The organism is Pseudooctadecabacter sp. (assembly GCF_020627745.1).
In the GTDB taxonomy this organism is placed as follows: domain Bacteria; phylum Pseudomonadota; class Alphaproteobacteria; order Rhodobacterales; family Rhodobacteraceae; genus Octadecabacter.
On record NZ_JAHDGE010000002.1, the window covers coordinates 1 to 17,075 of the forward strand.

Sequence of the window (17,075 nt, forward strand, 5' to 3'; positions counted from 1 at the left end):
GTGGTGGGCGACCCTGGAATCGAACCAGGCGTGCGTCTCCGCGAGGGAGTTACAGTCCCCTGCCACACCTTGCGGCCTGTCGCCCACTGGCGGGGTGAATAGCTGTGCCCCTTTTGGGCGTCAACCTCAATTCCGACCCAAAGCTTGCGGTTTTTGCGCGGACCCCCCATGAGGGGGCAAACGGATAGGATAATGCGATGAAAAAGCCAAAATGGGTCGTCGAAAAAGAGCAGGCCAAACGGGCAGCCGCGGCGCAGACGGTGTGGCTTTTCGGGCTGCATGCGGTGCGCGATGCGTTGATGAACCCTGCGCGCGAAAAGTTGCGGCTGGTGGTCACGCGCAATGCGCTGGACCGTTTGGGCGATGCGGTGGCCCATGGGCCTGAACCCGAAATCAGCGACCCGCGCAAGTTTGCAGCCCCCATTGATCCGCAGTCCGTTCACCAAGGCGCTGCGTTAGAGGTCAAACCGCTGGATTGGGGCAAGCTGGAGGAGGCCTGCATGGGCGACGGCACACGGCCCCCCCGCGTCGTGCTGCTGGACCGTGTGACCGACCCCCACAACGTCGGCGCGATTCTGCGATCTGCCGAGGTGTTCGGCGCGCAGGCCGTGGTGGCCATGTCGCGCCATGCGGCCCCAGAAACCGGCGCTTTGGCCAAAACCGCCAGCGGGGCGATGGAACGCCAGCCCTACGTGCGGGTGCGTAATCTGGCCGACGCGATCACAGAATTGCAGGGCATGGGGTATCTGGTGCTGGGACTGGACGGGGAGGCCGATGACACCATTGATGCTGCGGTAGACGGCAAACGGGACCGTGCCATTGCTCTGGTGCTGGGCGCGGAAGGCCCCGGCCTGCGCGACAAAACCAAAGAGACCTGCGACCAATTGGTCAAAATCGACTTTGCGGGCGAATTTGGATCGCTCAACGTCTCAAATGCGGCCGCTGTCGCCCTATATGCAGTAAAACCCTAACGCCGAAGGATTGCCATGCCCGCCCAGAAGATCGCCACTTGTTGTTACTGCGGCACGCGGGCTGCGCTGGTGTTGAAGGGCGATGACCGTCATGAATTGGTTTGCTCAAGCTGCGGCGCCCCTTTGCACGATCTGAAAATGTTACGAAAGGCACCCGAGGCTGCCCCCGTGCGCCTAGCGGCCCCCCGGCGTCTCGCCCCGAAACCAAGCCACCCCAAACAGCCTCATCCAAAGGCTGTGAAGTCCAAAAAACGTAAGAAACGCAAAGGGTTGCTGCGTCACTTCATGGAAGAGGCATGGGACGCTATCGAAGACATTATTGATTGAAACATTTGCGCACGCCGCCCCCACGGCTGGTCACAGAACGGCGAGGTGGGGTATTTTTGCGCAAAAAGCTGGTCCAGATAGGATGCAACGCAACACATATCTAAGGACCACCACATGATTTCTCGTCGTACTTTGCTGGCCGCTGCCACCGCCGCCCCCGCAGCCCTTCTTTTTGCCCGCCCTGCCATGGCAGCCAAGCCGTCTGTCTTTGCTGTGGATGGCGTGGCCATTCGCGGCGCAGACCCGGTGGCCTTTTTCACCGAAGGGGCGCCTGTGATTGGGTCGGCGGACCACGCGCTGGAATGGGAAGGGGCCACATGGCACTTCGCCTCTGCGGACAATATGGAAACCTTCATGGGCAACCCTGAGGCCTATGCCCCGCAGTACGGCGGCTATTGCGCTTTCGCCTTGTCAAAAGGGGCCATCGCCACCTCCGTACCTGAGGCGTGGACGATCCATGAAGACAAGTTGTATCTGAATTATTCCGTCAACGTCCGGCAGGTCTGGTCCGAGGACATCCCCGGCAACATCGCGCTGGCCGATGCCAACTGGCCCGGCGTTCTGGCGTAAACGAAACCCCTGAACGGCGGCGCGGTTTGCTGATACAGACCGCGCCGCCCTTGCCTCAAACCAGCACCCAACATCGGAGGTTTCCATGCTGACCCGTCGTTTCTTTCTGACTGCCACCGTCGCGGCCCCCATGGCCGCGGCCTTTGCCGCGCCTGTCACGGCACAGGAGCCTGCGTTTTATTCCGATGGCACGGCGGCCATTCGCGGCGCGGATCCCGTGGCTTATTTCACCCAAGGGCGTCCTGTGATCGGATCGGAAGAGTTCGCGGCCCGATGGAACGACACCACGTGGCACTTTGCCTCTGCCGAGAATCGCGACACGTTTCTGGCCGACCCTGAGGCCTTTGCGCCGCAATACGGCGGCTATTGTGCCTGGGCCGTATCGCAAGGCTACACCGCGTCGGTGGTGCCCGAGGCGTGGGAGATCGTGGATGGCAAGCTTTACCTGAACTATTCGCCCCGCATCCAGCGGCGTTGGGCCCGTGACATTCCGGGCAATATTGCCGCCGGTGACGCCAACTGGCCGCAGGTCCTGAACTGATCACAAAATGGCGAGGAGGGGTTCAACGGGACCTTTGAAGTCATATTTCATAATCAGACGCAGCGATCGGAACCTTGCTGCGGCGTTTCATTGTCCCTCGTTCCAAGACTTCGCGCCCCGGCCTTTTGGCTGAGGGCGCTTTTTTATGGACGCGTGCTGCGGTAGGAGGGGGCATGTATAGCGATGACCTTTTGAAATCTGTCCTGCAGCGGGCCAAAACGGTGGCGGTGGTCGGGGTGTCCAAGAACCCTGTGCGTCCCAGCTATTTTGTTGCGCGCTATCTGGCGTTGAAGGGGTTTCGGGTGATCCCCGTGAACCCCGGTCTGGCGGGGCAGATGCTGTTCGGGGAGACGGTCTACGGCACGTTGGCGGATATTCCGTTTGATGTGGATATGGTCGACATTTTCCGCCGCCCTGACGCGGTGCCCGCGATTGTCGAGGAGGCGCTGGCGCGCTGGCCCGACCTGCAGACGATCTGGATGCAGATCGGGGTAGAACACGCCGAGGCCGCCGCAAAGGCGGAGGCGCGCGGCGTGACCGTGATCCAGAATCGCTGTCCCAAGATCGAGTACCAGCGCTTGTTCGGGGAATTGCGGATGGGCGGGTTCAACACCGGTGTGGTGTCGTCGAAACTCTGACGTCGAACCGGGGCGCGGCCCCGGACCCCGAGGTATTTCAGAACCAGAGATACGGGCGGCGCGTCAGTCCGGCAGGTGCAGGTCTGCGGCCATGCGCACGTCGCGCAAAGGGCGCACGCGGCGGATTGATTCCGCATAAAGAGGGTGGGCTTTGTAGGCGGCCAGAGCATCCTCATCCTTCAGGTCGGCCATGACGATGAAATCGGGTTGCGGGCCGGAAATTTCATCAAGTGCGAGGTTGCGGTGGACCGCGAAGGCGATCGCATGGGGGTTGTCTTTGAGGATCCAGAGGCCGGCCTCAATCTCGTCAAGGTGGGTCGGGTCGGAGGCGGAAAAGAAAGCGATATGCCGGATCATCGGCTGGCCTTTTCCGCGATGCCGGATTGGGCCGTGCGGCGGGCCAGTTCGCTTTCGATGTCATCCAGTGTAACCCCGTGGGCGGCGCACATCACCAGCAGGTGATAGATCACGTCGGCGGCTTCGGACGTCAGGCGGGCGGTGTCGCCTTTCGTGGCCTCGATAATCGCCTCGACCGCTTCTTCGCCAAACTTTTCGGCCGCCTTGTCGGGCGTGGACAGCAATCGCGCTGTCCAGCTGGTGTCGGGGTCAGCGCCGGTGCGGGCCGCGATGGTTTTTGCCAGATCGTGAAGGGACATATCAGAGCCTTACAGGGACGCCAGCGGCCTGCATATGCGCCTTGGCTTGAGGAATGGTAAATGTGCCGAAGTGAAAAATGGAGGCGGCCAGCACGGCGGATGCGCCGCCTTTCGTCACGCCATCGACCAGATGATCCAACGTGCCGACGCCACCGGAGGCGATGACGGGGATCGTGACCGCATCGGTCACGGCCTTTGTCAGGGCCAGATTGAAACCCGATTTCGTGCCGTCGTTGTCCATGGCCGTCAGCAGGATTTCACCCGCCCCCTTGGCCTGCGCTGTCAGGGCAAATTCCACCGCGTCGATGCCGGTGGGACGGCGGCCGCCGTGGGTAAAAATCTCCCACCGGTTGGGGGCGACGGTTTTGGCGTCAATGGCGCAGACGATACATTGAGACCCGAAGCGCAAGGCGGCTTCGGTCAGCACATCGGGGTTGGCGACGGCGGCGGAGTTGAAGGACACCTTGTCAGCGCCCGCCAAAAGCAGTTTGCGCACATCATCGTGGGTACGCACGCCGCCGCCGATGGTCAGCGGCATGAAACAGGCCTCGGCCGTGCGGGTGGCCAGATCATACATGGTGCCGCGGTTTTCCTCGGTCGCCATGATGTCGAGGAAACACAGCTCATCCGCGCCCATGTCGTTGTAGCGGATCGCGCTTTCCACCGGATCGCCGGCATCGACGATGTCGACAAAGTTGACGCCCTTGACCACACGGCCATTGGCAACATCGAGGCAGGGGATGATCCGGGTCTTGAGCATAGGGGCGGTTTAGGCGGAAACCGGCGCAAGGGGAAGGGGGGAGCGGAACCACGACGCGGCTGGCGGGTTCTGTCTTTGATATCACATAAAAGGACGTTCCCCATGAAACACCTCATTGGCGCCACTGCCCTGATGATCGCAACTGCTGTGCCGGCCGCCGCCGAGGTTGTCAGCAAGATTGCCCCCGCAAGTGTGGCAGAGACGATGGACAAACTGGTCGCGGCTGTGGAAGGGGCAGGTGCCACGGTTTTTGCGCGCGTCGATCATGCGGCGGGTGCGCAAAGCGTTGATATGGAATTGCCACCTGCCCAGCTGCTGATTTTCGGCAACCCTGCCTTGGGCACGCCCGCGATGCAGGACGATCCTCTGGCGGGGCTGGCCCTGCCATTACGTGTTCTGGTTTTTGAGGCCGAAGATGGCCGCGCCGTCGTCGCGTGGGAGCCGCCCACCACGTTTCTTGACGGTCTGACGATCCCGGAGGACGCGGAATACGTCGGCAAGATGACTGCAGCGCTGGACCGTCTGACCGACGCCGCGGTGGCCGAATAACGCGCGGTGAGGGTTTGATGCGGACCGCCCGCGATTTCAGGGAACTTACGGGCGTGTCGCAGGTTCGCCTAGTGAAGAGGAGAAATGCGATGCGTTCATATCTTGTGGCCCTGTCAGGTCTGTGCGGTCTGCTTGCCGGACCGGTGATGTCCGACACCGTTCAGGTGTCTTTGATCACGGACACTGGATTTGACATATCGGCGTTTTCAATGACGTCGCAGGACAGGTCCGACCGGCTGATGTCGCTGTTTGATATCGAAGCGGTCGAGATGCTGGACCTTGAACGGGCGCGGTTTTTGACAACTGCGCCGGTTTTTGAAGCGTCTATGCCAACTTCGTCCTTCGCGGTTCTGGGCAATCCGGTGCCTGCCCTGTTCGACTGACTGTCCGGATCAGTCTTTTAGCGCGTCGAGGGCTGCCCCGAGATCAATCGCGCCGTCGTACAATGCACGTCCTGAAATCGCGCCTGCGATGACGCCCGTCTGTTTCAACGCGATAAGATCGTCCATTGAGGACACGCCACCGGATGCGATCACGGGAATGCTCACGGCGCGGGCGAGGTTTTCTGTGGCCGTGATATTGGGCCCTTTCATCGCGCCGTCCCGCAGGATGTCGGTGTAGATGATGGCGGCGATGCCTGCGTCCTCAAAGGATTTGGCAAGCTCGGTCACCTGCACGTCGGTTTCTTCCGCCCAGCCCTTCGTGGCGACAAACCCGTTGCGCGCATCAAGTCCCACGGCAACCTTGCCGGGGAATTCCCGCGCGGCTTCGCGCACGAGGTCGGGGTTTTCCACAGCGACTGTGCCGAGAATCACACGGGCGAGGCCCTTGTCGATCCACGCCTCGATCGTGGCCATATCGCGGATGCCGCCGCCCAGTTGGGCGGGGACGGGGCAAGCCTTGAGGATCGCCTCCACCGGGGCGGCGTTGACAGGGGTGCCTGCAAACGCGCCATTCAGATCGACCAGATGCAGCCATTCGCACCCTGCCTCGACGAATGTCCGCGCCTGTGCTGCCGGATCGTCGTTAAAGACGGTCGTTTGATCCATATCCCCGTGAACAAGACGCACGGCCTGGCCGTCTTTAAGGTCGATGGCGGGATAGAGGATCATGGCGTTTCCTTTCGTCAGATGCGCGCGGTTTTGCACGGGGGAGGACGGGATGCAACGGGCTGCGGACCCTACGTCACGGTTGATTGGAATCACCGCGCATGGGCAAGGTGGCTGCAATCTCAGGGAGGAGACCAACATGAAGACCTTTACACTTACACTGGCGGCCATCATCGGATTTGCGGGTGCTGCGGCGGCAGAACCCCTTTTGGGAACGTGGCGCACGGCGCAGGATGACAATGGCAACAGCGGCCTTATTCAGGTGGCCCCGTGCGGCAATGCACTGTGCGGCACGCTGATCCGTGCATTTGACGCCAGTGGCAACCAGATCCAGACGGCCAACGTAGGCCGCCAGATCATTTCCGAAACCGTGCCACAGGGCGGCGGTGAGTATCGCGGCAAGGTGTATTCGCCCGACCGCGACCGGACCTATAATTCGCGGCTACAGCTGAACGGCAACACCTTGTCCGTAAACGGCTGTGTGCTGGGCATTTGCCGCGATGGCGGCACATGGACACGTCAATAAGAGGGGACACGTCAGTAAGACCTGTCTGATCGTCTAAAGAATGAACCCGAAGTCTTTGACAGGCTTCGGGTTTTTTCGTTTCCGCTGTGGCGTCAGGGTGCCCAGTTGAGGAAATTGCCGATCAGGCGCAAACCGGCGTCCTGACTTTTCTCGGGGTGAAATTGCGTGCCGATGATTGTGTCGCGCGCCACAATCGCGGTCACGTCACCGGCGTAGTCGCAATGGGCCAGCCGCTGGGCGGGATCTGTCATTTGCATCTGCCATGAGTGGACGAAATAGGCGTGATCGCCCGTTTTCAGACCCGCCAACACCGGATGATCCTGTTCGATGACCAGATCGTTCCAGCCCATATGGGGCACGGGCAATGTGGGATCGGCGGGCGTGATCTTATGGATTTCACCGTCGATCCAGCCGAAGCCTTCGGTTTCCTCATACTCAAAACCGCGACGGGCCAGCATTTGCATGCCCACACAGATGCCCATGAAAGGTTTGGCGTCTTTCTGGACCGCTTCGGTGATCGCCTCGGCCATGCCGGACACGCCATAAAGCTGGTCGCGGCAATGGGGGAAGGCCCCGTCGCCGGGCAGCACGATACGGTCGGCGGTGCGCACCACGTCCGGATCGGAGGTCACGCGCACCGCACCGGCGCCGGTTTCCGCCGCCATCCGTTCAAACGCCTTTTGCGCCGAATGCAGGTTGCCGCTGTCATAGTCGATCAGAACGGTGGTCATGATCTAAAGCGCGCCCTTGGTCGACGGGATCGCATCCGCCTTGCGCGGGTCGGTTTCAACCGCGGTGCGCAGGGCACGGGCCACGGATTTGAACGCGGCCTCGGCGATGTGGTGGCTGTTGAAGCCGTGCAATGTGTCGATGTGCAAGGTGATGCCGCCATGGGTGCTGAGCGCCTGAAAGAATTCGCGCACCAGTTCGGTGTCAAAGCTGCCGATTTTGGCGGTGGGCAGATCGAGATTGCAGATCAGGAATGGGCGGCCCGATAGATCCAGCGCGCAGCGCACCTGGGCGTCGTCCATGGCAAGGTGGCAATCGCCGTAGCGGTTGATGCCACGTTTGTCGCCCAGGGCTTCGACCAAGGCCTGACCCAGCGCGATGCCGGTGTCTTCGACCGTGTGGTGATCGTCGATATGCAGATCGCCCGTGGCGCGGATTGTCATGTCGATCAGGCTGTGGCGGGCCAGTTGGTCCAGCATGTGGTCGAAAAAGCCCACGCCGGTCTGGTTGTCATACGCGCCGGTGCCATCGAGATTGATTTCGACCGTGATGTCGGTTTCGGCGGTTTTGCGGGTGATGGTGCTGCGGCGCATGGGCGGTCGTCCTGTTAAAGGTTCGCGCGTTCTATAGTGCGTGCTGCGGGTCAGGCCAAGCGGCTTGGCCGAAATTGAAGCCCGCCTTTGCGGATCGGCAACAGGCCGTCAGATTGCCTGAAGAAGTCTGTCCCGCCGCCGGGCGGTGTCGCCCCGTGCATGGGACACGATATCAAGGTGGGCGCGCGCGGTCCGGTGTTTGCCAAGCTTGATCAGGTGTTCGGCCAGATCAAGGTGGCTTGTGGTATGTCCGCCGGTGACGGCGATGGCACATTCAAACCAGTCCTGCGCCCTTGGATCGTCCTGTCGGGCGAGGGCACGGGCAAGGGTCCGGTATGGCATCGGCGTGCCGGGCAGATCACAGGCCCAGCGGAATGCGGCACTGACGGCGGCGGTGTAGTCGCCTGACAGGGCGAGCGCCCGCACCTGCAAGCCGAAGAACCGCGCCCGATCAAGCGCCGTGTCCGGCGGATGGCGCAACGCAGCGGCGGCCTGTGCGGCGTCATCACGCGCCAGCCACAGCTGCGCGGCCATACAACCCGATGGATCATCGGCCACTTTCAGAATAGCCTCGGCGACGTCGAACCGGCGGCCCAGCAGGGCACAATCCATCAGCGCCCGCGCGATGCGATCGTCCACGCACAAATGCAGGTGCGGTTCCAGCACTTTGACAGCGCGACGAGGGCGTTCCTTCAGCCGTTCCAGCCGCGCCAAAGCCTCGGCCGATGTCAGGCCGCCGGGCGGATGCCCCTTTACGTTCGGGTGCCTGTCTGATGGTGTCTGCGGGGCAGGGATCACGGGGGGCGTCTCCTCAACAGGATGATGTTTCTTATTCGTGAACAAACCGTTTACCCGTGGCGGAAATCAGGGACCCCCGCGGCCATGTCGGGGAATTAATGCGGCAGAATTGAGAAAGGCCACCCTATGCAGTCAGAGTTTCTGGACGTGCCCGATGGCAAGATCGCGGCTGTGGTCACACATTTGCAGATGTTCGAAAGACCGGCCCCGCGTAATGTGAGGCCGGTGGCCGCACAGCTGGTCGAGCACCCCAAACCCGATCCGGACTGGTACCGCGATCTGTTCATGCGTGTGGGGGGGCGGGACTGGATGTGGTTTTCGCGTCTAGGGCTGAAAGACGGTGACCTTTCGGCGATCCTGCATCGCGATGATGTGCTGGTCTTTTCCGTGCGTGTTGACGGGCGTGACGAAGGGCTGTTGGAACTTGATTTTCGCACCGCGCAGGCGTGCGAGCTTGGCTATTTCGGCCTGACCCGCGCATTGGTGGGCACCGGGACGGGACGGTGGTTGATGGAACAGGCGCTGGACATCGCGTGGGCGCGGCCGATCCGCCGGTTTCATGTCCATACCTGCACCCTCGACAGCCCGCAGGCACTGCCGTTCTACATGCGCAGCGGCTTTACCGCCTACAAACGGCAGATCGAGATTGCGGACGATCCGCGCAAGATCGGGGTTTTGCCCTCCGACTGCGCCCCTCAGGAACCGGTTATCTGAGATCGCCCGACAGGCAGGGCCGGAAACGAAAAAACCACCCCGGAGGGTGGTTTCTTTCGCGGGATGGGTGACCCCGGTCTTCGAAATGGAGCGGGCGAGGCGATTCGAACGCCCGACCCTAACCTTGGCAAGGTTATGCTCTACCCCTGAGCTACGCCCGCATCATTTCGTGAGGCCGATCTATAAAGTCTGGCCGTGCCCCGCAAGAGGAAAAATCACCAAATCGGAGATTTTTCCGGCGCTCGGCCACACGGGTCAACCGCCGACTGTCGCCTGCCAGAGGATCGCCAATACGGACAGCACGATCGAAGCGAAGGTGGCCAACATCCCGTTGACCCGCAGTTTCATTTTGGGAGGCGATGCAGAAAAGCCATAGGCATGTGCCGCACGACCGGCCAGCAGCAAGACACCGATGCCATGGATCACGATTGCAGAGGCACCCTGCCATTCCGCAAGCCCCATCAGCACCAATGCAAAGGGCGCGTATTCTGCAAAGTTGGCATGGGCGCGCATCCGTTTCAGCAGACTTTTGTCGCCGTGATCTCCCAGACCCAGCTTGTGTCCGCGCCGGTAGGTGATCACCCGCGCGGACAGCGCAAGGTAGATGAGGGCGAGCGGGACAGCATAAAGGGATGTGATCATACCCGCGAACGTGACGGGGGCGGCTGCAAAACGCAAGCCGCCCCCGAAAATGATCATGCAAACACAAGATGGGGCGCGGCCCCAGGTGCTTTAGTTGAAGTTATAGACCACGGACACGCCCAGTGCGTTGTCGGTGTCTTCCACGCCGGGGGCGGGATCGGTGTCGTATTCGGTGATAAGCGACGTGCGCAGTGCCAGTGTTTCGGTCATGGACACGTTCAGGCCCAGATCGTTGAACACGCGGGTGCCGGATTCGGACCCGATGATGTCTGTGTCCATGGTGATCGCGACCGCTTCGTTGATGCGGTTGTAGTAGCTTGAAGACAGGCTCAGCGCGCCTTCGTCCAGATCATCCACACCGGTCAAATCCGCAACGCGGTAGCCGACACCGGCCTGCACATCCCACTGGATGTCGCGGGTGTTGTAAACGCGGTAGCCCAGACCAGCGCCAAGGAAGTTGTCGGATGTTTCTGTCGGGAAGCTGTCCACGGTGCCCTGAAGTTTGGCAAACGCATAGTAAGCGGCACCCAGATCACGTGTGTATTCCAGTTCGTAAAGCAGGCTGTCTTCGGACACGCCGCCTTCGTCTTCGTTGTACTGGTAGGACAGCTGCAGCTCATAGCCGTTCATGCCGTCATAATAGCCGAAGTTCGTACCCAGACCCAAGGACGTGGTTTCGGTGTTGCCGGAGGTTGCTGTCGCCTGAAGGGACATGGCACCGGTAAACCCGAGAGCGCGGCCTTCGTTGCCGAAGACGGTTTGATCGCGTTCGAAGTCGTCAGCGATGCTTTCGTTGAGGGCTTCGATGCGGTCTTCCGCAGCGGAGGTGCTCAGAGCGGTCTGTGCGAATGCGGATGTCGCCAGCAAAGTCGCTGCAGTGCCCGCGAGCAGAAGAGTTGTCGTTTTCATATCTGTAACTTTCGTTGTCATCGTTGCCCGACGCGACATGCGCCGGTGATCTGTTACGGACATACGCCCCTTTGCAGGCCGAACTAGGGGGAAAACGGGATGCGGCATAACCCTGCGGGTTTACCGCCGAGGCGCAGCGTCATTTTGGGCGGGTTTTAGCCTATGACGCAGCTGCTCAAGGAAATTTGGAACTTTTTAAGCACTTGGAATGTCAAGATTTTTGCACAGCGTAACACTGTGCGATGCGCCCTGGCGCTTGACCGATCACTGACCGCTGAATTCAATCAAATCCCACCGATTGCCGAAGGGGTCGCGGAAAACGGCGACGGTGCCGTAGGTTTCCGATCTGGGGGCCTCTTCAAATTGCACGCCTGCGTCCAGATAGGCCGCGTGATCGCGTGCGAAATCGTCGGTTTGGAGGATCAGCCAAACCCGCCCGCCACATTGCCTGCCGATGGCCGCCACCTGTTCGGGGGTGCTGGCCTGTGCGAGGATAAAGGCCGTTTCCGCCCCGCGCGGTGCGACCTTGACCCATCGCTTGTGTCCCTCGTCGATGTCGCAGATCAGATCAAAGCCCAAGGTGTCCACGAAAAACCGAAGGCCTTCGGCGTAGCTGGGCACCAGGATCGACACGGACGACAGACGTTGCATGGCACCCCCAAAAGACATCAGGGGCAGCGTTTCGTAAAACGCTGCCCCTGACAATTACTTTTGAGGCCGGGCCAAATTTCGCGAAATTTGGCGGCCCATCAAAATTCGCGAATTTTGATCACTCCAACTCGATCAGCAGGTCCTTGGCATCAATCTGGCCACCAGCGGTGATGTGCACGGCCTTGATCGTTGCATCCCGTTCGGCGTGGATGCCGGTTTCCATCTTCATCGCCTCAATCGTCAGCAACAGATCGCCTTCCTTGACCTTCTGGCCCACCGTCGCCGCCACTGAGGCCACAACCCCGGGCATAGGCGCGCCGATGTGGTTGTCATTGCCCGCTTCGGCCTTGGGCCGCTGCACGGTGTTGGCGGTGACCATACGGTTGGGCACGCGGATGGTGCGGGGCTGGCCGTTGAGTTCGAAAAAGACCTTCACTTCGCCTTCTTCATTGGTCTCTGCCACCGCCTGCATCCGGATTTCCAGCGTCTTGCCGGGGTCGATTTCTGCCGTGATCTCCTCGGACGGCTCCATCCCGTAGAAGAATGTCCGCGTGGGCAGGGTGCGCACGGGGCCATAGGTTTCGTGGCGCTGGGCGTAATCCAGATAGACCTTGGGATACATCAGGTAGGCGTTCAGATCTTCGTCGTCGATCTCGGCACCGCCCAGTTTGGCGGACACCTCTGCGCGGACCTTTTCAAGATCAACGGGCGGCAAGGAGGCACCGGGGCGTTCAAGATTGGGTTTCTCGCCTTTCAGCACCTTTTTGACGATGGTGTCGGGGAAGCCGCCGGGGGGCTGGCCCAGATTGCCGCGCATCATGTCCACGACGCTGTCAGGGAAGGACACATCGGTCTTGGGGTCTTCAACCTCGGCCCGTGTCAGGTTCTGGCTGACCATCATCAGCGCCATGTCGCCCACCACTTTGGAGGACGGCGTGACCTTCACGATATCGCCAAACATCTGGTTCACATCCGCATAGGTCTGGGCGACCTCATGCCAGCGTTCTTCCAGCCCCAAGGACCGCGCTTGCGCCTTAAGGTTGGTGAACTGACCGCCGGGCATTTCGTGCAAGTAAACCTCGGACGCGGGGGCCTGCAGGCCGGACTCAAACGCGGCATAATGGGCGCGGACGGTTTCCCAGTAATTGCTGATCTCACGGATCGCGCCCACGTCCAGCCCCGTGTCGCGGTCCGTGTGCTTCAACGCCTCAACGATCGACCCCAGCGTCGGCTGGGACGTGTTGCCGGACAGCGCATCCATCGCCGCGTCGATCACATCAACGCCAGCCTCGGACGCAGCGAGGACAGTGGCAATCGCAGCGCCAGAGGTGTCGTGGGTGTGGAAGTGGATCGGCAGGCCGACTTCTTCCTTCAGCGCCTTCACAAGCTGGGTTGCCGCCTTGGGTTTCAGCAATCCGGCCATGTCTTTGAGGCCCAGAACGTGGGCGCCTGCGGCCTCAAGATCTTTGGCCATGCCGACGTAGTATTTCAGGTCATACTTGGCGCGGTCCGGATCGTTGATGTCCCCGGTGTAGCAAATCGTGCCTTCGCAGACCTTTTCGGCCTTGATCACCGCATCCATCGCCACGCGCATGTTTTCCACCCAGTTGAGGCTGTCGAACACGCGGAATACATCGACACCGCTGACGGCGGCCTGACGGACAAATTCCTGCACGACATTGTCAGGATAGTTGGTGTAGCCCACACCGTTGGAGGCACGCAGCAACATTTGTGTCATGATGTTCGGCATCTTGGCGCGGATGTCGCGCAGGCGCTGCCACGGGCATTCCTGCAAGAACCGGTAGGCCACATCGAACGTCGCCCCGCCCCAGCATTCCACGGAAAACAGCGACGACATATTTGCCGCATAGGTCGGGGCCACGCGGATCATGTCGATGGACCGCATGCGGGTCGCCAGCAAGGACTGGTGCCCGTCACGCATGGTGGTGTCGGTGATCAGCAGCTGGGATTGGTCGCGCATCCAGTCGGCCACAGCCTCCGGCCCGAATTGGTCGAGGATCTGGCGCGTGCCGGGCTTGGGGTCTTCGACGCGGGGAACGGGCGCTTTGGGCGCGATGGCCTCTGGCCCGGGCAGGGCGCGGCCTTGGGTTTCGGGGTGCCCGTTGACGGTGATGTCCGCGATATAGGTCAGGATTTTGGTGGCGCGGTCGCGGCGCGCCTTGAAGTTGAACAGCTCCGGCGTCTCGTCGATGAACTTGGTGTGGTATTCGTAGTTCAGGAAGGTCGGGTGTTTCAGCAGGTTTTCCACAAAGGCGATGTTGGTGCTGACACCGCGAATACGAAATTCACGCAAGGCGCGGTCCATGCGGCTGATCGCGGCTTCGGGCGTGGGGGCCCAAGCGGTCACTTTGGTCAGCAAGCTGTCGTAATAGCGGGTGATCACAGCGCCCGAATAGGCAGTGCCGCCGTCCAGACGAATGCCCATGCCCGTGGCGCTGCGGTAGGTCTGGATGCGGCCATAATCGGGGATGAAGTTGTTGGAGGGGTCTTCGGTCGTCACACGGGTTTGCAGCGCGTGACCGTCGAGTTTGACGTCATACTGAGACGCGCAGCCCGTGGCCTCAACCAGGGATTTACCCTCGGCGATTTTGATCTGGGCCTGCACAATGTCGATGCCGGTCACCTCTTCGGTCACGGTGTGTTCGACCTGCACGCGGGGGTTCACTTCGATGAAATAGAACTCGCCCGAATCCATATCCATCAGGAATTCGACCGTGCCCGCGCATTCGTAATTCACGTGTTCGCAGATTTTCTTGCCCAGATTGCACAGCTGTTCACGCTGGGTGCCGCTGAGGTAGGGGGCAGGGGCGCGTTCGATGACCTTCTGGTTGCGGCGCTGGACGGAACAATCACGTTCCCAGAGGTGATAGATTTGCCCGTGGCTGTCGCCCAGGATCTGAACCTCGACATGGCGCGCACGCAGGATCATCTTTTCGAGATAGCCTTCGCCATTGCCAAAGGCGGCCTCGGCCTCACGGCGACCTTCGAGGACTTTTTCCTCAAGCTCGTCTTCGGACATGATGGGGCGCATCCCGCGCCCGCCGCCGCCCCATGACGCCTTAAGCATCAGGGGGTAGCCCACCTCTTTGGCCTCTTTCTTGATGGCGGCCATGTCATCGCCCAGCACTTCCGTGGCAGGAATAACAGGCACGCCGGCCTCAATCGCGACGCGCCGCGCGCTGGCCTTATCGCCCAGGGCGCGCATGGTTTCTGCGCGCGGGCCGATGAATTTGATGCCGTTGGCGTGGCAGGCGTCGACGAAATCAGGGTTCTCGGACAGCAGACCATAGCCGGGGTGAATGGCATCGGCGCCGCTGTCCTTGGCCACGCGGATCATCTCGTCGATGCTGAGGTAGGCCGCGACAGGGCCGAGGCCCTCACCGATGCGGTAGGCTTCGTCCGCCTTGAAGCGGTGCAGACCCAATTTGTCCTCTTCAGCGAAGACCGCGACTGTCTTTTTGCCCATCTCGTTGGCGGCCCGCATGATGCGGATGGCGATTTCGCCGCGGTTTGCGATCAGGATTTTTTTGAAGTCAGCCATGTGGACGGGCCCCTTTATTTTGCAGTTGCGGCATTTATGGCGAATTTGGGCGGGGTGTAAACGGGTAGTACTGGGTAGAGCCCCAAGCGCCTGCGGCGGGCGGGGGGCCAAAATTCTGCGAATTTTGGCGGTGCGGGGTGAAGGGCGCGCGCCTAGGAGGGCGGGGCGATGGGGGGCAGCGTTGGCGTTTCAGGTATTTTTGAACCAGAGAAACGCAAGGCGGGGCCTGAACACCGCCGGTTTGTGCAAGATGTGCCGGTGGGGCGAACAGAGCGCGAACATGGGGTTTTCTTGACCGTCCTGCCGCGCTAGATAGAACAGATGAGCAGTTATTCCGATGATGAAGCCTTTGAGGCTGCCTCCGTTCCGCGTGCTGCGGGCGGGTCTTTGTCCGCCCGCGCGATGGCGGGGTTTGCCACGCCCTATCTGGACGGGCTGAACCCCGCACAGCGCGAGGCGGTTGAGGCGCTGGATGGTCCTGTGTTGATGCTGGCAGGGGCCGGGACGGGCAAGACCAAGGCGTTGACGGCGCGGATTGCGCATTTGCTGGCCACAGGATCGGCGCGGCCGAACGAGATTTTGGCGGTCACATTCACCAACAAAGCCGCGCGCGAGATGAAGACGCGGGTGGGGGCGTTGACGGGCCATATCGAGGGGATGCCGTGGCTGGGCACGTTCCATGCGATCTGTGTAAAGCTGCTCCGCCGTCATGCGGAATTGGTCGGGTTGAAGTCGAATTTCACCATTCTGGACACGGATGATCAGCTTCGTCTGCTCAAGCAACTGGTGGCGGCCAGCAATATTGATGACAAACGCTGGCCTGCGCGAATGTTGTCGGGCATCATCGACGGCTGGAAAAACAAGGCATGGACGCCGGGCCAGGTGCCTGTGGCCGAGAGCAGTGCCTACGACGGCAAGGGCATTGATCTTTACGCGGCCTATCAGCAGCGGATGAAGGATCTGAACGCCTGCGATTTTGGCGATTTGTTGCTGCACATGGTGACGATTTTTCAACAGCACGACGATGTCTTGCAGCAGTATCAACGTTGGTTCCGCTACATTCTGGTGGACGAATATCAGGATACGAACGTGGCCCAGTATATGTGGCTGCGGCTGTTGGCGCAGGGGCACAAGAACATCTGTTGCGTCGGCGATGACGACCAGTCGATCTATGGCTGGCGCGGGGCCGAAGTGGGCAACATCCTGCGGTTTGAAAAGGATTTTCCGGGCGCCGTCGTTGTGCGGCTGGAACAGAATTACCGCTCGACCGGGCATATTCTGGGGGCCGCCGCGGGTGTGATCGAGGCCAACAAAGGCCGTCTGGGCAAGACCTTGTTCACGACCGGCGAAGACGGCGAACAGGTGCGTCTGATCGGCCATTGGGACGGGGAGACCGAGGCGCGCTGGATCGGCGAAGAGATCGAGGCGATGCAGCGGGGCACGCGCGGGATTGATCCGATGAACCTCAACGATATGGCGATCTTGGTGCGCGCGTCGCATCAGATGCGTGCCTTTGAGGACCGGTTTTTGACCATCGGGTTGCCGTACCGCGTCATCGGGGGTCCGCGCTTTTACGAACGGATGGAGATCCGCGATGCCATGGCCTATTTCCGGCTCGCTGTCAGCCAGGACGATGATCTGGCGTTCGAGAGGATCGTGAACACCCCCAAACGCGGCCTTGGCGACAAGGCGGTGCAGACGATCCAGACCACGGCGCGCACGAATGGGGTGAACCTGGTCGAAGGCGCGCGGCTGTGCGTCGAGGGCGGGTTGATCAAGGGCAAAGGTGGCGCAGCGCTGCGTGAATTGGTGCAGGGGTTGGACCGGTGG

At 61.1% G+C, this 17,075-nt stretch carries 21 protein-coding genes and 2 tRNA genes; 10 read left to right on the forward strand and 13 right to left on the reverse strand.

Going from position 1 to position 17,075, the window contains the following annotated elements:
* Nucleotide 1: 1 nt before the first annotated feature.
* Nucleotides 2-85, reverse strand: a tRNA-Tyr gene (locus tag QZ653_RS01025).
* A gap of 112 nt (nucleotides 86-197) precedes the next feature.
* Here QZ653_RS01025 and rlmB point away from each other — a divergent pair.
* The 5 genes from rlmB to QZ653_RS01050 all read left to right on the forward strand — a co-directional run bounded on the left by rlmB (nucleotide 198) and on the right by QZ653_RS01050 (nucleotide 3,047).
* Nucleotides 198-971, forward strand: coding sequence for a 23S rRNA (guanosine(2251)-2'-O)-methyltransferase RlmB (gene rlmB, locus QZ653_RS01030; RefSeq protein WP_296417104.1), 774 nt, complete (start codon nucleotides 198-200; stop codon nucleotides 969-971).
* Between the two features lie 15 nt (nucleotides 972-986).
* Nucleotides 987-1,298 (forward strand): hypothetical protein, encoded by a 312-nt coding sequence (locus tag QZ653_RS01035; RefSeq protein ID WP_296417106.1) that lies wholly within the window; start codon nucleotides 987-989, stop codon nucleotides 1,296-1,298.
* Between the two features lie 114 nt (nucleotides 1,299-1,412).
* Nucleotides 1,413-1,868: a YHS domain-containing (seleno)protein gene (locus tag QZ653_RS01040; protein ID WP_296417107.1), complete on the forward strand. Its 456-nt coding sequence runs from the start codon at nucleotides 1,413-1,415 to the stop codon at nucleotides 1,866-1,868.
* An 85-nt stretch (nucleotides 1,869-1,953) separates the two neighbouring features.
* On the forward strand, nucleotides 1,954-2,409 hold the full coding sequence (locus QZ653_RS01045; protein ID WP_296417108.1) for a YHS domain-containing (seleno)protein: 456 nt from the start codon (nucleotides 1,954-1,956) through the stop codon (nucleotides 2,407-2,409).
* A 173-nt stretch (nucleotides 2,410-2,582) separates the two neighbouring features.
* Nucleotides 2,583-3,047: a CoA-binding protein gene (locus QZ653_RS01050; RefSeq protein WP_296417109.1), complete on the forward strand. Its 465-nt coding sequence runs from the start codon at nucleotides 2,583-2,585 to the stop codon at nucleotides 3,045-3,047.
* Nucleotides 3,048-3,110: 63 nt separating this feature from the next.
* On the opposite strand, the gene QZ653_RS01055 is transcribed toward QZ653_RS01050, so the two are convergent.
* Genes QZ653_RS01055 through hisF form a run of 3 tightly spaced genes read right to left on the reverse strand, consistent with a single transcriptional unit; the run spans nucleotide 3,111 to nucleotide 4,463 of the window.
* Nucleotides 3,111-3,404 carry a Dabb family protein gene (locus tag QZ653_RS01055; RefSeq protein WP_296417110.1) on the reverse strand — a complete coding sequence of 98 codons (294 nt, stop codon included), beginning with the start codon at nucleotides 3,402-3,404 and terminating at the stop codon, nucleotides 3,111-3,113.
* Nucleotides 3,401-3,703, reverse strand: a complete 303-nt coding sequence (locus QZ653_RS01060; protein ID WP_296417112.1) for a phosphoribosyl-ATP diphosphatase — start codon at nucleotides 3,701-3,703, stop codon at nucleotides 3,401-3,403. The genes QZ653_RS01055 and QZ653_RS01060 overlap by 4 nt, the downstream gene beginning before the upstream one ends.
* 1 nt (nucleotide 3,704) lies before the next feature.
* Nucleotides 3,705-4,463: an imidazole glycerol phosphate synthase subunit HisF gene (gene hisF, locus QZ653_RS01065; protein ID WP_296417113.1), complete on the reverse strand. Its 759-nt coding sequence runs from the start codon at nucleotides 4,461-4,463 to the stop codon at nucleotides 3,705-3,707.
* Nucleotides 4,464-4,565: 102 nt separating this feature from the next.
* On the opposite strand from hisF, the gene QZ653_RS01070 reads away from it, so the two are divergent.
* Both QZ653_RS01070 and QZ653_RS01075 read left to right on the forward strand, forming a co-directional pair.
* Nucleotides 4,566-5,012 (forward strand): DUF302 domain-containing protein, encoded by a 447-nt coding sequence (locus QZ653_RS01070; protein WP_296417114.1) that lies wholly within the window; start codon nucleotides 4,566-4,568, stop codon nucleotides 5,010-5,012.
* A gap of 89 nt (nucleotides 5,013-5,101) precedes the next feature.
* Nucleotides 5,102-5,395 (forward strand): hypothetical protein, encoded by a 294-nt coding sequence (locus QZ653_RS01075; RefSeq protein ID WP_296417115.1) that lies wholly within the window; start codon nucleotides 5,102-5,104, stop codon nucleotides 5,393-5,395.
* Nucleotides 5,396-5,404: 9 nt separating this feature from the next.
* Here QZ653_RS01075 and hisA read toward each other — a convergent pair whose 3' ends face one another.
* Nucleotides 5,405-6,124 carry a 1-(5-phosphoribosyl)-5-[(5-phosphoribosylamino)methylideneamino]imidazole-4-carboxamide isomerase gene (gene hisA, locus QZ653_RS01080; RefSeq protein WP_296417116.1) on the reverse strand — a complete coding sequence of 240 codons (720 nt, stop codon included), beginning with the start codon at nucleotides 6,122-6,124 and terminating at the stop codon, nucleotides 5,405-5,407.
* A 136-nt stretch (nucleotides 6,125-6,260) separates the two neighbouring features.
* Here hisA and QZ653_RS01085 point away from each other — a divergent pair, with 136 nt between their 5' ends.
* Nucleotides 6,261-6,647 carry a DUF2147 domain-containing protein gene (locus QZ653_RS01085; RefSeq protein WP_296417117.1) on the forward strand — a complete coding sequence of 129 codons (387 nt, stop codon included), beginning with the start codon at nucleotides 6,261-6,263 and terminating at the stop codon, nucleotides 6,645-6,647.
* Nucleotides 6,648-6,739: 92 nt separating this feature from the next.
* Here the strand turns inward: QZ653_RS01085 and hisH are convergent, their stop codons facing one another.
* From hisH to QZ653_RS01100, 3 genes are all read right to left on the reverse strand, one after another.
* Nucleotides 6,740-7,378 carry an imidazole glycerol phosphate synthase subunit HisH gene (hisH, locus tag QZ653_RS01090; protein ID WP_296417118.1) on the reverse strand — a complete coding sequence of 213 codons (639 nt, stop codon included), beginning with the start codon at nucleotides 7,376-7,378 and terminating at the stop codon, nucleotides 6,740-6,742.
* A 3-nt stretch (nucleotides 7,379-7,381) separates the two neighbouring features.
* Nucleotides 7,382-7,969, reverse strand: a complete 588-nt coding sequence (gene hisB / locus QZ653_RS01095) for an imidazoleglycerol-phosphate dehydratase HisB (RefSeq protein ID WP_296417119.1) — start codon at nucleotides 7,967-7,969, stop codon at nucleotides 7,382-7,384.
* A gap of 108 nt (nucleotides 7,970-8,077) precedes the next feature.
* Nucleotides 8,078-8,767 carry a tetratricopeptide repeat protein gene (locus QZ653_RS01100; protein ID WP_296417120.1) on the reverse strand — a complete coding sequence of 230 codons (690 nt, stop codon included), beginning with the start codon at nucleotides 8,765-8,767 and terminating at the stop codon, nucleotides 8,078-8,080.
* A gap of 126 nt (nucleotides 8,768-8,893) precedes the next feature.
* Between QZ653_RS01100 and QZ653_RS01105 the strand changes: the two genes are divergently transcribed.
* Entirely contained in the window at nucleotides 8,894-9,481 is a 588-nt protein-coding gene (locus QZ653_RS01105; protein WP_296417121.1) for a GNAT family N-acetyltransferase, read from the forward strand.
* A gap of 86 nt (nucleotides 9,482-9,567) precedes the next feature.
* Here QZ653_RS01105 and QZ653_RS01110 read toward each other — a convergent pair.
* The 5 genes from QZ653_RS01110 to QZ653_RS01130 all read right to left on the reverse strand — a co-directional run bounded on the left by QZ653_RS01110 (nucleotide 9,568) and on the right by QZ653_RS01130 (nucleotide 15,245).
* A tRNA-Gly gene (locus tag QZ653_RS01110) sits at nucleotides 9,568-9,642 on the reverse strand.
* Between the two features lie 94 nt (nucleotides 9,643-9,736).
* Nucleotides 9,737-10,123, reverse strand: coding sequence for an MAPEG family protein (locus QZ653_RS01115; protein ID WP_296417122.1), 387 nt, complete (start codon nucleotides 10,121-10,123; stop codon nucleotides 9,737-9,739).
* A gap of 90 nt (nucleotides 10,124-10,213) precedes the next feature.
* Nucleotides 10,214-11,032 carry a YdiY family protein gene (locus QZ653_RS01120; RefSeq protein ID WP_296417123.1) on the reverse strand — a complete coding sequence of 273 codons (819 nt, stop codon included), beginning with the start codon at nucleotides 11,030-11,032 and terminating at the stop codon, nucleotides 10,214-10,216.
* A 264-nt stretch (nucleotides 11,033-11,296) separates the two neighbouring features.
* Nucleotides 11,297-11,683 (reverse strand): VOC family protein, encoded by a 387-nt coding sequence (locus tag QZ653_RS01125; protein WP_296417261.1) that lies wholly within the window; start codon nucleotides 11,681-11,683, stop codon nucleotides 11,297-11,299.
* Between the two features lie 118 nt (nucleotides 11,684-11,801).
* The gene (locus QZ653_RS01130) at nucleotides 11,802-15,245 is read right to left on the reverse strand and encodes a pyruvate carboxylase (protein ID WP_296417124.1); all 3,444 of its coding nucleotides are present in this window, start codon (nucleotides 15,243-15,245) and stop codon (nucleotides 11,802-11,804) included.
* A gap of 321 nt (nucleotides 15,246-15,566) precedes the next feature.
* Between QZ653_RS01130 and QZ653_RS01135 the strand changes: the two genes are divergently transcribed.
* On the forward strand, nucleotides 15,567-17,075 hold a 1,509-nt coding region (locus QZ653_RS01135; protein ID WP_296417125.1), incomplete at its 3' end, for an ATP-dependent helicase.

What these genes read in the sequence shown, in the direction of transcription:
- hisH (WP_296417118.1), bottom strand. Translation starts at nt 7,378, where the DNA reads ATGACCACCGTTCTGATCGACTATGACAGCGGCAACCTGCATTCGGCG.
- hisA (WP_296417116.1), bottom strand. Translation starts at nt 6,124, where the DNA reads ATGATCCTCTATCCCGCCATCGACCTTAAAGACGGCCAGGCCGTGCGT.
- hisF (WP_296417113.1), bottom strand. Translation starts at nt 4,463, where the DNA reads ATGCTCAAGACCCGGATCATCCCCTGCCTCGATGTTGCCAATGGCCGT.
- QZ653_RS01050 (WP_296417109.1), top strand. Translation starts at nt 2,583, where the DNA reads ATGTATAGCGATGACCTTTTGAAATCTGTCCTGCAGCGGGCCAAAACG.
- QZ653_RS01120 (WP_296417123.1), bottom strand. Translation starts at nt 11,032, where the DNA reads ATGAAAACGACAACTCTTCTGCTCGCGGGCACTGCAGCGACTTTGCTG.
- QZ653_RS01075 (WP_296417115.1), top strand. Translation starts at nt 5,102, where the DNA reads ATGCGTTCATATCTTGTGGCCCTGTCAGGTCTGTGCGGTCTGCTTGCC.
- QZ653_RS01055 (WP_296417110.1), bottom strand. Translation starts at nt 3,404, where the DNA reads ATGATCCGGCATATCGCTTTCTTTTCCGCCTCCGACCCGACCCACCTT.
- QZ653_RS01035 (WP_296417106.1), top strand. Translation starts at nt 987, where the DNA reads ATGCCCGCCCAGAAGATCGCCACTTGTTGTTACTGCGGCACGCGGGCT.
- QZ653_RS01045 (WP_296417108.1), top strand. Translation starts at nt 1,954, where the DNA reads ATGCTGACCCGTCGTTTCTTTCTGACTGCCACCGTCGCGGCCCCCATG.
- QZ653_RS01040 (WP_296417107.1), top strand. Translation starts at nt 1,413, where the DNA reads ATGATTTCTCGTCGTACTTTGCTGGCCGCTGCCACCGCCGCCCCCGCA.
- rlmB (WP_296417104.1), top strand. Translation starts at nt 198, where the DNA reads ATGAAAAAGCCAAAATGGGTCGTCGAAAAAGAGCAGGCCAAACGGGCA.
- QZ653_RS01125 (WP_296417261.1), bottom strand. Translation starts at nt 11,683, where the DNA reads ATGCAACGTCTGTCGTCCGTGTCGATCCTGGTGCCCAGCTACGCCGAA.
- QZ653_RS01115 (WP_296417122.1), bottom strand. Translation starts at nt 10,123, where the DNA reads ATGATCACATCCCTTTATGCTGTCCCGCTCGCCCTCATCTACCTTGCG.
- QZ653_RS01060 (WP_296417112.1), bottom strand. Translation starts at nt 3,703, where the DNA reads ATGTCCCTTCACGATCTGGCAAAAACCATCGCGGCCCGCACCGGCGCT.
- QZ653_RS01070 (WP_296417114.1), top strand. Translation starts at nt 4,566, where the DNA reads ATGAAACACCTCATTGGCGCCACTGCCCTGATGATCGCAACTGCTGTG.
- hisB (WP_296417119.1), bottom strand. Translation starts at nt 7,969, where the DNA reads ATGCGCCGCAGCACCATCACCCGCAAAACCGCCGAAACCGACATCACG.
- QZ653_RS01130 (WP_296417124.1), bottom strand. Translation starts at nt 15,245, where the DNA reads ATGGCTGACTTCAAAAAAATCCTGATCGCAAACCGCGGCGAAATCGCC.
- QZ653_RS01105 (WP_296417121.1), top strand. Translation starts at nt 8,894, where the DNA reads ATGCAGTCAGAGTTTCTGGACGTGCCCGATGGCAAGATCGCGGCTGTG.
- QZ653_RS01085 (WP_296417117.1), top strand. Translation starts at nt 6,261, where the DNA reads ATGAAGACCTTTACACTTACACTGGCGGCCATCATCGGATTTGCGGGT.